A 14793-nucleotide genomic window follows, 5' to 3' on the forward strand; every position below is an offset into this window, starting at 1 on the left:
GCAGGTTAATAACGGTTAAAAGGTAAAGATATTATTTTTTAATCAACTCAATTTCAAATAATTTCCCCCAATGCTTTCCTGTAACAAATAAACGGTTGTTTTCTTTGTCGTATGCAATTCCGTTTAAAACATCATCATTTGGGTCTAATTGTTGATTTTTAGCAACGATATCTCTTAGTCCGTTTAAATTAGCAACACCTTCAACAACACCCGTCTCTGGATTGATAATTACAATTGAGTTTTGCTGCCATTTATTGGCGTAAATTTTGCCATTAATTAATTCTATTTCATTTAAGTTATCTACAGAATATTTATTAGTATATACTTGAATACTTCTTTTTTCTGTTTGATTTTCGGTATTTAAAAACCATATTTTATTTGTTCCGTCAGATTTTATTAACTCAGTTTCGTTGTGTGTTAACCCCCAACCTTGGTTACTCTTGTTATAGTCAAACTCACCAATTTGCTTAAAAGTATCTAGGTTATAAATAAAACCTTTACGAGCTTGCCATGTTAACCAGTACACTTTATTATTATAAATAGTCATTCCTTCACCAAAGTACTCTTTATCTAAATCAATTTTTTGAAGAACATCACCTGTTTTTAAATCAACCTTTCTTAAAGTTGATTCGCCTTTACGACCTGTAGTTTCGTATAAAAACCCATCTTTATACTCCAATCCTTGCGTGTAAGCATCTTTGTCATGAGGAAAAGTGTTTATAATAGTATAAGAATAAACAGCAGGAGCGTTTTTAGCTAAAATTTCAATAGAATTATTAACTTTTTTAGATTTATTAGGATAAAAAGCCAATGCAGTAACCGCATGTTTACCAACACCAAAATCGGCTGTATTAATTGTTAAACTTGTTTCGTTTTTATTTACACGCTTATTATTAACGAATAAGTGAACAGAATCGATCTTTTCACCTTTAAGTTGTTCGAATTTAATAGCAGCCTTTTGCCCTAAAGTGGTTTTTTTAGAAGTATTTAACTTAAATTTGTATCCAGAATTACTACAAGAAGTAATAAATAATGTTGATAAAGCTAAAGTGAAGTATGTATAAATACGCATATTTTATAGTTTGATTTCTAATTTATTCGTTTACACTACAAATTAAAACAATTTATTTGTTTGAAAATTAAAAAATATGGTTAAATTTGCATCCTCAAACAGCTAAAACAATTTTAGTGTAAAACTTTACCATTTTTACAACGTTTGATAAAAAAACAAAACAATATTTAAAAGTCATTTAAGATGCGTAAAGGAATACATCCAGAAAATTATAGAATGGTAGCTTTTAAAGATATGTCTAACGGAGATGTATTTTTAACACGTTCAACTGCTAACACTAAAGAAACTTTAGAAGTAGAAGGAGCTGAATACCCATTAATCAAATTAGAAATTTCAAGAACTTCTCACCCTTTTTACACAGGTAAGTCTAAATTAATTGATACTGCAGGACGTATTGATAAGTTCAAAAATAAATACTCGAAATTTAAAAAATAATTTCAAGTATCTAAGATATTTAAAAGCTCTAACTACAGTTAGGGCTTTTTTTATGCTGAAAATCTTGTATTTTAGCCTAGAAAATTTTCAAAAATGAGAGATACTATTTTAGCAATTGTTATTGTAATTAATGTTTTATGCGGTGTGCTGGTTTATTTTGTACCAGATGTAGGTAATTTTATTTTGCTAACAATTGCCTCTGCATTAAGTATAGTTGCTTTGTATGATGCATTTTTTCAGAAAAAACACTCTTTATTACGTGCTTTTCCTGTTGTAGCTCGTTTACGTTGGTTTTTTGAAGATGAAAGAGAGAAAATCCAACAATATTTTATTGAAGATGACTTAAGTGGTGTGCCAATTAACCGTGAAAAAAGAAGTATTGTTTACCAACGTTCGAAAAAAGAGATAGAAACAGTGCCTTTTGGTACGCTGCATAACGTATATAAAAAAGGGTATGAATTTGTAAAGCATTCCTTGTTTCCAAAAAATCATCATCATATTAAAGGAGAAAGAGTATTAATTGGTTCTGATAAATGTATTCAAAAATACGATGCTTCTATTGTTAATATATCAGCAATGTCTTTTGGTTCGTTAAGTAAAAATGCCATTAAAGCTTTAAATCAAGGAGCAAAGATGGCTGGTTTTGCTCATAATACAGGAGAAGGCGGAATATCACCCTATCATTTACAAGGGGGAGATTTAATTTTTCAGGTAGGAACAGGTTATTTTGGAGCGGGGAAAAGCGTAGATGGCAAGCGTGTTTTTGATGCTGCCATTTTTAAGGAAAATGCAATTCGCCCGGAAGTTAAAATGATTGAAATTAAATTTTCACAAGGAGCAAAACCAGGTCATGGAGGTATTTTACCAGCTAAAAAAAACACTGAAGAAATTGCAAAAATACGTTCGGTAATACCTTTTACAGATGTGAATTCGCCTCCAGGTCATTCAGCTTTTTCTAATTATGGAGAAATGATTGTTTTTATTCAGGAAGTAAGAGATTTATCCGAAGGAAAACCTGTTGGGATAAAATTTTGTGTGGGTGATAATGAAGAGATAGAAGAAATGATAAAAGCATTTTCGTTGGCTAATAATTATCCAGATTTTATATCAGTCGATGGAGGAGAAGGAGGTACAGGGGCAGCACCATTAGAATTTTCTAATTATATAGGTACTCCGTTGTTAGAAGGTTTGGTTTTTGTAAATAAAACATTGCAAAAGTACCAGTTAAAAGAGCAGATAAAAATAATAGCAAGTGGTAAAGCAATTGATGCTTTTGATATTATTAAATACAAAGCTTTAGGTGCTGATGTTATTGGTATGGCACGTAGTTTTATGCTTAGTTTAGGTTGTATTCAGGCGCGTGAGTGTAATTTAGATACTTGTCCTGTTGGTGTAGCAACGCAAGATGAGGATTTAGTTGAAGCTTTGGTTGTTGAAGACAAAAATGTTCGTGTTAAAAATTATCATATCAAAACAATAACAGCAGTAAAAGAGGTGGTTGCGGCGATGGGTAAAGAATCAATTTCTGATATAAAAGCAAAACATATTTTTAGAAGAAATAAGGAAGAAGAAATTACACCTCTAAACGTTATTTACGATTTACAGGAGTAGAGAAGTAATTAGAAATATCAGGTCATAAATTGAGCTAATAAAATTAAAAGTATTGAAGATAACATTGGAGTTTAATTTGAAAGAATATCAATTAGAGCGTTACCCGGTAACAACAGATAAAGCCTTGCGTTCATGGAGTAATGCGGAGTTATTAATGCTTGATTATATTAAGGATGAAAAAACAGTAAACATTCATTTATATAATGATAGGTTTGGTGTTTTTAACACGCTATTAAATGATGTAAGGCTAACAACCGTTTGGACATACGCGAGTCAGCAAAAAGCAATTGCTAACAATTTAAAGCTAAACAAATTTTCGTTAGATGTAAATTACAAAGAACCTTTAGATGATTTAGATAAGGTGGAATTGGCGCTTTTAAAAGTTCCGAAATCTCTTGAATTGTTTGAGTTGTTTTTAAAGCAGATACATAAAGCTTCTGATAATAAAACAATAGTTGTTTGCGGATTTATGACTAAATATTTTTCTGTTTCTTTTCTTAAAATTGCAGAGTTGTATTTTGAAGAAGTTGAACAGAGTAAAGCATGGAAAAAAGCAAGGTTGTTGATTTTAAAAAATCCTAAGAAATTAACAGAAGAGAAAGAATTAATAAATAAAATTAATTGGAACGAAGAAATACTTCAGCAATATTACGGAGTATTTTCTGGAGGTAAGGTTGATGTTGGTACTCGTTTTTTATTAGATAATTTAAAAGTGCATCCTAGCGAATTAAAAGTGTTAGATGTGGCTTCTGGTAACGGAATTATAGCTTTTGAAATAGCGAATCAAAATACAGAATCTGAAATTACTTTAGTAGATGATTTTAATTTAGCGATTGCCTCTTCACAGCTTAATTTAAAGGGTAAAGAAGCTAGGTTTGTATGCGCGGATGATTTAAGTGATTTAGAAAAGGAAAGTTTTGATTTAATAGTATCTAATCCTCCTTTTCATTTTGAACATGAGAATAATATAGAAGTAACTTTATCGCTCTTTAAAGATGTAAAGAGTTGTTTAAAACCCGACGGACGTTTTGTTTTGGTGGCAAACAAGCATTTGAATTATAAAACACATTTAGAGAAACTTTTTAATACGGTTGAAATAATGGCAGATAATAAGAAGTTTGTAGTTTATGAATGTATGATGTAGAAAAAATAAAAGTATTTAAAAAGGGAGGTATAATGTATTAGCATTTTACCTCCCTTTTTAAATTTAAGTAAAATTAGTTAGGTTTATTAATTATTATAATCACAAGGTAAAAGTTATTAACAATTTATTTAAATAGTTATTAACACTTGTTGATAAAATTTATATCTTTGTATGTTATTAACAATGTATTGTGTATTACGATAATCCCCAAAATCCCCAATTAATATGTTTTTAGAAAAAACAGCACTTGCAGATAAAAAGAAAAATAAAATTTTGGAGTTTCCAAAGATTAACATTCTTGAACATCAAATAGAGCAAGTAAACGAGTTTATAAGGCAACGAAAAGTTTTCTTTTCAAGAAACTTAAACAGAGAGAAAATTGAAGTGTTTTTTACCGATGATACTGGTTTAAAGAAAGTTGAGACTTCAATTTGGACTGTTTGTGAAAAATCAATTATTCTTAAGAATACAAAAGAAGTTTCGTACAGTGATATTATTGCTGTAGCTTAAAAATAAAAACCCCACTCTTTTAAGGAGTGGGATTTTTTAGTTTTAGTATGGGGTATTAATTAATCCATATAATCTTCAATAGGATTACAAGAACAAATTAAATTTCTATCTCCAAAAGCATCATCAACTCTACGTACAGTAGGCCAAAATTTATTATCAGCAATATAATCTAAAGGAAAAGCAGCTTGCTTACGAGTATACGGTAAAATCCACTCATCAGTAGTTAACATATATTGTGTATGTGGTGCATTTTTTAGAGGATTGTTAGCGTTATCTTTAGTTGCGCTAGAAATTTCTTTTCTAATAGAAATCATTGCATCACAAAAACGATCTAATTCTGCAACGCTTTCAGATTCTGTAGGTTCAATCATCATAGTTCCTCCTACGGGAAAAGAAACAGTCGGTGCATGAAAACCGTAATCCATTAAGCGTTTCGCAATATCTACAACTTCAATTCCGTTTTGTTTAAAATCTCTACAATCAATAATCATTTCATGTGCAGCTCTGTTCATTTCTCCAGAGTACAATGTTTCGTAATGTCCGTGTAAACGTTCTTTAATGTAGTTTGCGTTTAAAATAGCTAATTTAGTAGAGTCCGTTAATCCATTAGCGCCAAGCATTGTTATGTATCCGTAAGAAATTAAACAAGCTAAAGCAGATCCCCAAGGGGCAGCAGAAATAGCTGTAATTGCTTTTTCGCCTCCTGTTGCAACTAAAGGATTTGTTGGTAAAAATGGCACTAATTGAGGAGCAACACAAATTGGACCAACTCCTGGTCCACCACCACCATGTGGAATAGCGAAGGTTTTGTGTAGGTTTAAGTGACAAACATCTGCACCAATAGTTGCAGGATTTGTTAATCCTACCTGAGCGTTCATATTCGCACCATCCATATAAACTTGTCCGCCGTTATCGTGAATAATTTTGGTAATTTCTTTAATAGCTTTTTCGTAAACCCCATGTGTTGATGGGTATGTAACCATTAAAGCGGCTAAATTATCTTTATGTTTTTCTGCTTTTTCGCGTAAATCTTCTACGTCGATATTACCTCTTTCATCAGTTTTGGTAACAACTACTTTCATGCCGGCCATTACTGCTGACGCAGGATTAGTACCGTGAGCAGAAGCAGGAATTAAACAAATGTTTCTATTAGAATCGTTATTAGACTCGTGATAAGCACGAATAACCATTAATCCAGCAAATTCTCCTTGTGCACCAGAGTTTGGTTGTAAAGAAGTACCTGCAAAACCTGTAATTACATTTAATTGATGTTCAAGGTTTTTTAAAACTGTTTGATATCCTTCTGCTTGATTTAATGGTACAAAAGGGTGAATATTTCCCCATTGAGGGTTGCTTAAAGGTAGCATTTCAGAAGCTGCATTTAGCTTCATTGTACATGATCCTAAAGAAATCATAGAATGATTTAAAGCTAAATCTTTACGTTCTAGTTTTTTAATATAACGCATCATTTCAGTTTCTGATTGATACGTATTAAATATTTCGTTGTCTAAAAATGAAGTATTTCTTTTTACATTTTCTGTGATTATATCCGAAGAAATAAATTCAGTTACTGTAATATCTTGAATATTGAAGGCTTGTTCAAAACAATCAACAATGGCATTGATTTCTTTTAAGCTAACAGTTTCGTTAACGGAAATTGAAATATGATTGTTGTCAATATAGTTAAAGTTAATTCCGTTTGCCTCGGCAACAGGGCGTAATTTATTAGCTTCAACTTCAATTAAAATAGTGTCGAAATATGATTTGTTTTTTTGTTTAAAGCCTAAACTTTCTAGGGCTGCAGTTAAAGTATTTGCTGTAGCGTGTACTTTATCAGCAATATATTGTATTCCTTCTTTCCCATGATATACAGCATACATACCAGCCATAACAGCTAGTAAAACTTGGGCGGTGCAAATGTTTGAAGTTGCTTTTTCGCGCTTTATATGTTGCTCACGAGTTTGTAGAGCCATACGTAAAGCACGACCACCGTCAACATCTTTGGTAATACCAATTACACGACCAGGAAGACTACGTTTGTAAGCTTCTTTCGTAGCAAAATAGCCAGCATGAGGTCCGCCGTAACCTAAAGGAATTCCGAAACGCTGTGTGGTTCCAACCACAACTGCAGCGCCAAATTCACCTGGAGCTTTTAATTTAGCTAAAGATAAAATGTCCGCAGCAACAGCTACTTTTATGTTTTTTTCGTTACAGTTGGCAACAAATGCAGTATAATCAAATACTTCACCATGTTTTCCTGGGTATTGAATAATAGCTCCGAAAAACGCTGAAGAAAAATCAAACTCTTCATGATTTCCAATTACTAACTCAATTCCGATAGGAATTGCACGTGTTTGTAGAACAGATAATGTTTGTGGTAAAATCTCTTCAGAAATAAAGAATTTGTTAACGCCAGCTTTTTTCTGTGCACGTTCACGTACATCAAATAATAAAGCCATTGCTTCGGCAGCAGCAGTTCCTTCGTCTAATAAAGAAGCATTTGCTAATTCCATTCCTGTTAAATCACAAACCATTGTTTGGTAATTTAATAAGGCTTCTAAACGTCCTTGAGCAATTTCTGCTTGGTATGGCGTGTAAGCTGTATACCAACCCGGGTTTTCTAATATATTACGTTGAATAACACTCGGTACAATTGCTTCGTGGTATCCTAAACCGATGTAGCTTTTAAAAACTTTATTTTTAGCACCAAGCTCATTAATATGATTTAAATACTCATATTCGCTCATTGCAGGCGCTAAATCTAATCCGCTTTCAAGACGAATATCATCAGGAATAGTTTCATAAATTAATTGATCTAAGCTATCTGCTTTGATTGTTTTTAACATTTGCTCTTGATCCGCTACACGTGGACCAATATGTCTTAGTTGAAATGAATTTGTGTTCATTCTGTGTTGTTTGTGTTTAGTGGTTCAAAAATAATGAAATTGTATAATTTTTATAGTATGTTTTTATTTTTAAACTGATATTTTATTAACTAAATTGAAGGGTTATAAACATAAAAACTATTTTTGTGTAATGAGGGTTTTAAAACAAGTGCTTGATTTTTATATAAACGCTAGTATTCATGTGGCTTTAGCCGTGTGCGCTTTTGTTAAGGTTACTGAATTATATTTTGGGTTAACTTATAATGAATCGTTAGATTTTTTTCTTTTCTTCGGAACAATTACTGGCTATAACTTTGTTAAATATGTAGGAGTTGCCAAATTGCACCACAGAAGTTTAACGACACATTTAAAAATAATTCAAATATTTTCTTTGATTTGTTTTTTGTTGATGTGTTTTTATGCCATTAAACTAAATGTAAAAACATTGCTTGTTTTTGTGCCTTTCGGACTTTTAACATTTTTGTATGCAGTTCCTTTTTTTAGTGGATTTCAAAAAAATTTAAGAAGTATTGGGTATTTAAAAATTATAATAGTTGCTTTTGTGTGGGCGGGAGCAACGGTGTTTTTACCAGTTTATGATGCAAATGTTGATTTATCAAATCAATTTTATATAACTATTATACAGCGTTTTTTATTAGTGATGGTTTTAATTTTACCTTTTGATATTAGAGATGTAAAATATGATGCTGTTTCACTGCAAACAATACCCAAAAAAATAGGAATAGAAAAAACAAAAAAACTCGGATATATATTATTAGTTTTTTGCCTGCTATTAGAGTTTATGATAGCACCAAACGCTAGTTTTAGAACAGTTTTTTTATTGATTTTTATGACCATTTTAATACTGTTGATGAGGTCATCAGAAAAAAAATCTAAATATTATAGTGCCTTTATAGTGGAATCAATTCCCATAGTTTGGTGGTTGCTTTTATCAATCGTTTAAATTAATGTTGATAAAAAATAAAAATCTTCTTTCATAATCAGCTTCTTTTTTAATATCATTTGTATTTTTGGTTACTTACTAGTAATTCAACATAATGGCACCAAAAAGAAGTTTTGTTTTCGATTTCGATAGTACACTTACGCGAGTAGAGGCGTTAGATGTTTTAGCTGAAATCACTTTAGTAGGTAATCCTAAAAAAACGGATATTATTAATGAAATAATAGAAATTACAAACCAAGGTATTGATGGAGAAATCTCCTTTCCTGAATCTTTAGAAAAACGTATTAAATTACTGAACGCTAAAAAAACAGATTTACCTATTTTAATAAAAGAATTAAAACAAAAGGTTTCGCGTTCTATTGAAAGTAATAAAGAGTTTTTTGAGAAATTTTCTGATGATATATATGTTATTTCTGCCGGATTTAAAGAGTTTATAGATCCGATTGTTGCAGCATATAATATTCCTTCTGAAAGAGTTTTTGCAAATTCTTTTAAATTTGATAAAAACGATTTAATTATTGGGTTTGATGCAGAGAATCCGCTTTCCAAACACGATGGAAAAATTGAGTGCCTACAAAACTTAAATTTACCAGGAGAAATACAAGTAATTGGTGACGGTTATAGTGATGCAGTAACAAAAAAAGCAGGTGTGGCTGACACTTTTTTTGCATACACCGAAAATGTATCTAGAGAAAAAACAGTTGCCAATGCTGATCATATTACACCTAATTTAGACGAATTTTTATACCTAAACGATTTGCCAAGAAATATATCATATCCAAAGAACAGAATTAAAATTTTATTATTAGAAAACGTACATCCAGATGCATTTACGAAGTTATCTGGAGATGGTTTTTCTGTAGAAACAGTTTCTAAAAGCTTATCAGAAGATGAGTTAATTGCAAAACTTAAAGATGTGCATGTTTTAGGAATTCGTTCTAAAACACAGGTCACAAAAAGAGTAATTGAAGCTGCCGAAAAATTAATGGTTGTTTCAGCTTTTTGTATCGGCACAAAACAAATCGATTTAGAAGCTTGCAAAGAAAACGGAGTCGTAGTTTTTAATGCGCCTTATAGCAATACACGTTCTGTGGTTGAGTTAGCAATCGGAGAAATCATTATGCTAATGCGTAGTGTTTTTCAAAGAAGTACCGAGTTGCATAACGGGCAATGGAATAAAACAGCACAAGGATCAAGAGAGGTTCGTGGTAAAAAATTAGGAATTGTTGGTTACGGAAACATCGGTAAACAATTATCTGTTTTAGCAGAAGCTCTGGGAATGTACGTTTATTATTACGACGTAGAAGATAAGCTGGCTTTAGGTAATGCAACTAAAGTAGCAACCTTAAAAGAGTTGTTAAATATTTCTGATGTAGTTACTTTACATGTTGATGATAATGCTGCTAATAAAAATTATATAGGTAAAGAAGAAATTTCTCAGATGAAAGACGGAGTTCACTTTGTAAATCTTTCTAGAGGTTTTGTAGTAGATATTGAAGCCTTGGTTGCTGGATTAAAATCAGGTAAAATAGCAGGTTGTGCAGTAGATGTATATCCGGAAGAACCAGCTAAAAATGGTGATTTTTTAACGGAATTAAAAGGGTTAAGTAATGTTATTCTAACGCCACATGTTGGTGGAAGTACAGAGGAAGCACAAAGAGATATAGCTGATTTTGTACCGAGTAAAATTATGGCATATATTAACTCAGGTGATACTGTAGATGCTGTTAATTTTCCGAATATTAGATTACCGCGCCAAACCAATGCACATCGTTTTTTACATATTCATAAAAATGTACCGGGTGTAATGGCAAAAATTAATAAACAGTTAGCAAAGTACGAGCTAAATATTACAGGACAATATTTATCTACCGACTCTAAAGTAGGATATGTAATTACTGATGTTGATAAAGAATATAATGAAGAAGTAATCGCAAAGCTCCGCGAAATAGAAGGAACCATAAAATTTAGAGTTTTATATTAATCTCTTTAGTAAATATTATTATCTAAAAAATGATTGTTTTATATTTGAAAACAATCATTTTTTTATTTTTAATAATGACATATAGTAATACATTAGAGTACGCACAAAAACAAGATAAAGAAGATAAGTTAGCGCATTTGCGTAGTCAATTTCATATACCGAAAGATAAAGAAGGAAAAGATTGGTTGTATTTTACAGGGAATTCATTAGGATTACAACCTAAGAGTACACAAAAATATATTCAACAAGAATTAGATGATTGGGCTAATTATGGTGTAGAAGGCCATTTTGAAGCCAAGAATCCTTGGTTGTCATATCACGAACTTTTAACAGCGAATATGGCAGAAATAGTGGGTGCAAAACCACTAGAAGTTGTTGTGATGAACACTTTAACAACAAATTTACATCTCTTAATGGTGTCTTTTTATCAGCCTACAAAAAAGAAATATAAAATTGTAATTGAGTCTGATGCTTTTCCTTCGGATAGATATGCAGTACAATCGCAATTAAAATTTCACGGATTTGATGTAGAAGAGGGATTGATAGAGTGGAAACCTAGAGCAGGAGAGGAATTATTAAATATTGAAGATTTAGAAACGATTGTAGCCAAACAAGGAGATGAGATTGCGTTGTTATTAATCGGTGGCGTAAATTATTACACCGGTCAATATTTAGATTTAAAAAGAATAGCTGAAATAGGGCATTCAAAAGAGTGTTTTGTAGGGATTGATTTAGCACACGGAGCAGGAAATATTTCTCCAGAATTACATGATTCGGGAGTAGATTTTGCAGCTTGGTGTACTTATAAATATTTAAATTCTGGTCCAGGAAGTTTAGGGGGATTGTTCGTGCATGAAAAACATGCAGAGAATAAAGAGTTACCACGTTTTTCTGGATGGTGGAATCATAATAAAGATACACGATTTAACATGCGTCAACCTTTTGATGTAATGCCAGGTGCCGAAGGATGGCAATTATCTAACCCGCCAATATTATCAATGACGGCAATTAAAGCTTCGCTTGATATGTTTGCTGAGGTTGGTATGGAAGCTTTGCGTGAGAAATCAGAAAAATTAACAGGATATTTTGAGTTTTTAATCAATCAAATAGCTTCTGATAGTATTAAGATTATTACACCTTCAAATCCAAAAGAAAGAGGTTGTCAGTTGTCTGTTCAGGTAAAAAATGCGGATAAAAATTTACATAAAAAACTAACAGAAAACAATATTATTACCGATTGGCGAGAGCCTGATGTTATACGTTGTGCACCTGTGCCAATGTATAATTCTTTTGAAGATGTCTATAAAATGGTTTCAATATTAAAAGGGTTGCTGTAAAACTAAAAAGATCTCCTCTATCGAAGTCGAGAGGTGTTTATTAATTCTAGGCAGCGTCTTAGTGAGAAAAAAATGGGGATTATTGAAGTCTCAGCGTTAATGTTTTTTCAGGAAAAGTATTGCTATATAAAATGGTTAAATAATAATTTACAATATACATATAATGTCCCCTCGAGCGCAGTCGAGAGGTTTTAACTAGTTCTCGACTGCGCTCGAACTGACACGAATATAAAATGAATAAAAAAGATAACATATTAATTATAGGAGCTGGTTTATGCGGAAGTTTATTGGCTTTACGTTTAGCTCAAAGAGGTTTTAAAGTTACGGTTTATGAAAGTAGACCAGATTTAAGAACTACAGATATTTCTGCAGGAAGATCTATAAATTTAGCACTATCTGATCGCGGATTTAAAGCATTGCGCTTAGCGGGTGTTGAAGAAAAAGCTAAAGAAATTTGTATTCCCATGTATGGTCGATTAATGCATGATATTAAAGGAAATACATTTGCATCTAATTACTCAGGAAGAGAAGGAGAGTATATCAATTCAATTTCACGAGGCGATTTAAATGGTATTCTGTTAACAGAAGCAGAAAAGCATGAAAATGTAACGATTCATTTTAATAAAAAATGTGCATCGGTTGATATTGAAAATACAATTGCACATTTTAAAGACTATATTACAAAAGAAGAGTTTTCTGTGAACTCGGATGTGATTTTTGGTGCCGACGGAGCTGGTTCTATTTTGAGAAAAAACTATTATTTAGAGCGTAAATTTTTATTTAGCTATTCTCAAAATTATTTATCCCACGGATATAAAGAATTGGAAATTCCTGCTGATAAAGTAGGTAAACATCAAATAAGTAAAGATCATTTACATATTTGGCCTCGTGGTGAGTATATGTTAATAGCCTTACCAAATATGGATGGAAGTTTTACAGTAACCTTGTTTTTAAGTTATGATGAAGGCGAATATAATTTTAACAATTTAACATCCGAAGAAAAAATATCAACCTTTTTTGAAGAGCAATTTCCAGATGCTTTAGCCTTAATACCAAGTATAAAAGACGAGTTTTTAAACAATCCAACAGGAGCGTTAGGAACCGTAAAATGTTCGCCGTGGTATTATAAAAATAAAACAATTTTAATAGGAGATGCTGCGCATGCAATTGTTCCGTTTTACGGACAAGGAATGAATGCTTCTTTTGAAGATGTTACTGTTTTTGATGAGATACTAAATAGTTTCGAAGATGATGAAGAAATAAGTGATTGGGAAACAGTTTTTAAAAGGTACGAAAAAGCAAGAAAACAAGATACAGATGCAATTGCCGATTTAGCAATTGATAATTTTCATGAAATGAAAGATCATGTGGCGAATCCGTTATTTAAAGAAAAACAAAAAATAGAAAAGGATTTAGAGAAAAATTTCCCGGATCAATATTTTTCTAAATATTCATTGGTAACTTTTAACGAAGAAATTAGTTATAATGAAGCTATGAAACGAGGAAGAGCGCAAGACAAAGCTTTATTAAATTTAATTGTAGATGATGAAGTTCACACACATTTAAATATGATAAAAGAAGAGTTAAAGGTTATTTTAGAAAAAGTAAAAGAAGAAACAAACGATATTTTAGAAGAGGATAAAATAGCAGGATTGTAAATAAATTAAAATGTCTCCTCGGGCGCAATCGAGAGGAAGAAAAATGTAAAATCAAATAAAATGTGTCTCCTCGAGCGCAGTCGAGAGGTTAATTATGAAAACGTATTATGTTTATATTATTAAATGTGCGGATGGTTTATTATATACCGGAATGACTAATGATATAAATAGAAGATATGAAGAGCATCAAAAAGGTTTAAATAAAACTTGTTTTACTTTTAAAAGAAGACCTTTAGAATTGATATTTAAACAGGTTTTTAATGACGTTGAACAAGCCATTTATTTCGAGAAAAAGATAAAACAGTGGAGCAGTAAAAAGAAGTTAGCATTAGCAAATAAAGATTTTGACATGTTAGGGATTTTATCAGAATGTAGAAATGCAACTCATCATAAATACAATCCAGGTAATAAATAGTTCTCGACTGCGCTCGAATTGACATTGCGGAAAAGGATAAAAATGTCGCCTTAAGTGTAGTCGAGAGGTTAATAAAATAAATAGTTATTGACTGAGTTCGAACTGATATTACGAAAGAGGATAAAATTGTCTCCTCGAGCGCAGTTGAGAGGAAGAAAAAAGTAAAATCAAATAAAATGTGTCTCCTCGAGCGCAGTCGAGAGCTTAACAAAAATAAAAATGAAAAAGTACATTGTTTTACTACGCGGAATAAATGTGTCGGGAAAAAATAAACTCCCGATGGTAGATTTACGTGAGTTATTAAACGATTTACAGTTTCAAAATATACAAACGTATATTCAGAGTGGGAATATTATTTTAGAATCAGATGAAAATAAAAGAACAATCTGTAAAAAGATAAAAGACGGAATTTTTGATGAATTCGGTTACCATGTTCCTGTGATTATTAGAACAGTTTCTGAATGGAAAAAAGCGATTAATAACTATCCTTTTTCACTTGAAAATGAAAAAATAGTAGCCTTTACATTCTTAGATAGAAAAACAGAAATATCTGAAATTGTAGTTAAGAATATAGAAGAAGATAAGTGCAAAATAGATAATGATGTTGTGTACTTATATTGTCCGACAGGTTTTGGAAAAACAAAGTTGACAAATAATCTTATAGAGAAAAAGCTTAATGCAATTGCAACAACGCGGAATTTAAGAACAACGCTTAAGTTGTTGGAGTTAGCAGAAAAATAACTAAAATTTCACCTCGAGCGCAGTCGAGAGGTTTTTA

The 14793-nt window shown here is 31.6% G+C and carries 12 protein-coding genes; 10 read left to right on the forward strand and 2 right to left on the reverse strand.

What is annotated here, in order from left to right:
* Window positions 1-31: 31 nt before the first annotated feature.
* On the reverse strand, window positions 32-1072 hold the full coding sequence (locus RRF68_RS00385; protein ID WP_218772988.1) for a glutaminyl-peptide cyclotransferase: 1041 nt from the start codon (window positions 1070-1072) through the stop codon (window positions 32-34).
* A gap of 183 nt (window positions 1073-1255) precedes the next feature.
* Here RRF68_RS00385 and RRF68_RS00390 point away from each other — a divergent pair, with 183 nt between their 5' ends.
* The 4 genes from RRF68_RS00390 to RRF68_RS00405 all read left to right on the forward strand — a co-directional run bounded on the left by RRF68_RS00390 (window position 1256) and on the right by RRF68_RS00405 (window position 4772).
* Window positions 1256-1507: a type B 50S ribosomal protein L31 gene (locus tag RRF68_RS00390; protein ID WP_218772987.1), complete on the forward strand. Its 252-nt coding sequence runs from the start codon at window positions 1256-1258 to the stop codon at window positions 1505-1507.
* Window positions 1508-1600: 93 nt separating this feature from the next.
* Window positions 1601-3118, forward strand: a complete 1518-nt coding sequence (locus RRF68_RS00395; RefSeq protein WP_218772986.1) for an FMN-binding glutamate synthase family protein — start codon at window positions 1601-1603, stop codon at window positions 3116-3118.
* 52 nt (window positions 3119-3170) lie between these two features.
* Window positions 3171-4262: a class I SAM-dependent methyltransferase gene (locus RRF68_RS00400; protein ID WP_218772985.1), complete on the forward strand. Its 1092-nt coding sequence runs from the start codon at window positions 3171-3173 to the stop codon at window positions 4260-4262.
* A 225-nt stretch (window positions 4263-4487) separates the two neighbouring features.
* Entirely contained in the window at window positions 4488-4772 is a 285-nt protein-coding gene (locus tag RRF68_RS00405; RefSeq protein ID WP_218772984.1) for a hypothetical protein, read from the forward strand.
* 59 nt (window positions 4773-4831) lie between these two features.
* On the opposite strand, the gene gcvP is transcribed toward RRF68_RS00405, so the two are convergent.
* Window positions 4832-7678 carry an aminomethyl-transferring glycine dehydrogenase gene (gene gcvP / locus RRF68_RS00410; RefSeq protein ID WP_218772983.1) on the reverse strand — a complete coding sequence of 949 codons (2847 nt, stop codon included), beginning with the start codon at window positions 7676-7678 and terminating at the stop codon, window positions 4832-4834.
* Window positions 7679-7808: 130 nt separating this feature from the next.
* Between gcvP and RRF68_RS00415 the strand changes: the two genes are divergently transcribed.
* From RRF68_RS00415 to RRF68_RS00440, 6 genes are all read left to right on the forward strand, one after another.
* Window positions 7809-8621, forward strand: a complete 813-nt coding sequence (locus RRF68_RS00415) for a hypothetical protein (RefSeq protein ID WP_218772982.1) — start codon at window positions 7809-7811, stop codon at window positions 8619-8621.
* Window positions 8622-8715: 94 nt separating this feature from the next.
* Entirely contained in the window at window positions 8716-10605 is a 1890-nt protein-coding gene (gene serA, locus RRF68_RS00420; protein WP_315944618.1) for a phosphoglycerate dehydrogenase, read from the forward strand.
* A 74-nt stretch (window positions 10606-10679) separates the two neighbouring features.
* Window positions 10680-11942 (forward strand): kynureninase, encoded by a 1263-nt coding sequence (gene kynU, locus RRF68_RS00425; RefSeq protein ID WP_315944619.1) that lies wholly within the window; start codon window positions 10680-10682, stop codon window positions 11940-11942.
* A 233-nt stretch (window positions 11943-12175) separates the two neighbouring features.
* Window positions 12176-13600 (forward strand): FAD-dependent oxidoreductase, encoded by a 1425-nt coding sequence (locus tag RRF68_RS00430; RefSeq protein WP_315944620.1) that lies wholly within the window; start codon window positions 12176-12178, stop codon window positions 13598-13600.
* A 94-nt stretch (window positions 13601-13694) separates the two neighbouring features.
* Complete coding sequence (locus RRF68_RS00435) at window positions 13695-14015, forward strand: GIY-YIG nuclease family protein (RefSeq protein ID WP_218772979.1); 321 nt, start codon at window positions 13695-13697, stop codon at window positions 14013-14015.
* Between the two features lie 219 nt (window positions 14016-14234).
* Window positions 14235-14756, forward strand: coding sequence for a DUF1697 domain-containing protein (locus RRF68_RS00440; RefSeq protein WP_218772978.1), 522 nt, complete (start codon window positions 14235-14237; stop codon window positions 14754-14756).
* The last annotated feature ends 37 nt before the right edge of the window (window positions 14757-14793 follow it).

It is taken from the genome of Tenacibaculum sp. HL-MS23, from assembly GCF_032463465.1.
Lineage (GTDB): Bacteria > Bacteroidota > Bacteroidia > Flavobacteriales > Flavobacteriaceae > Polaribacter > Polaribacter bernardetii.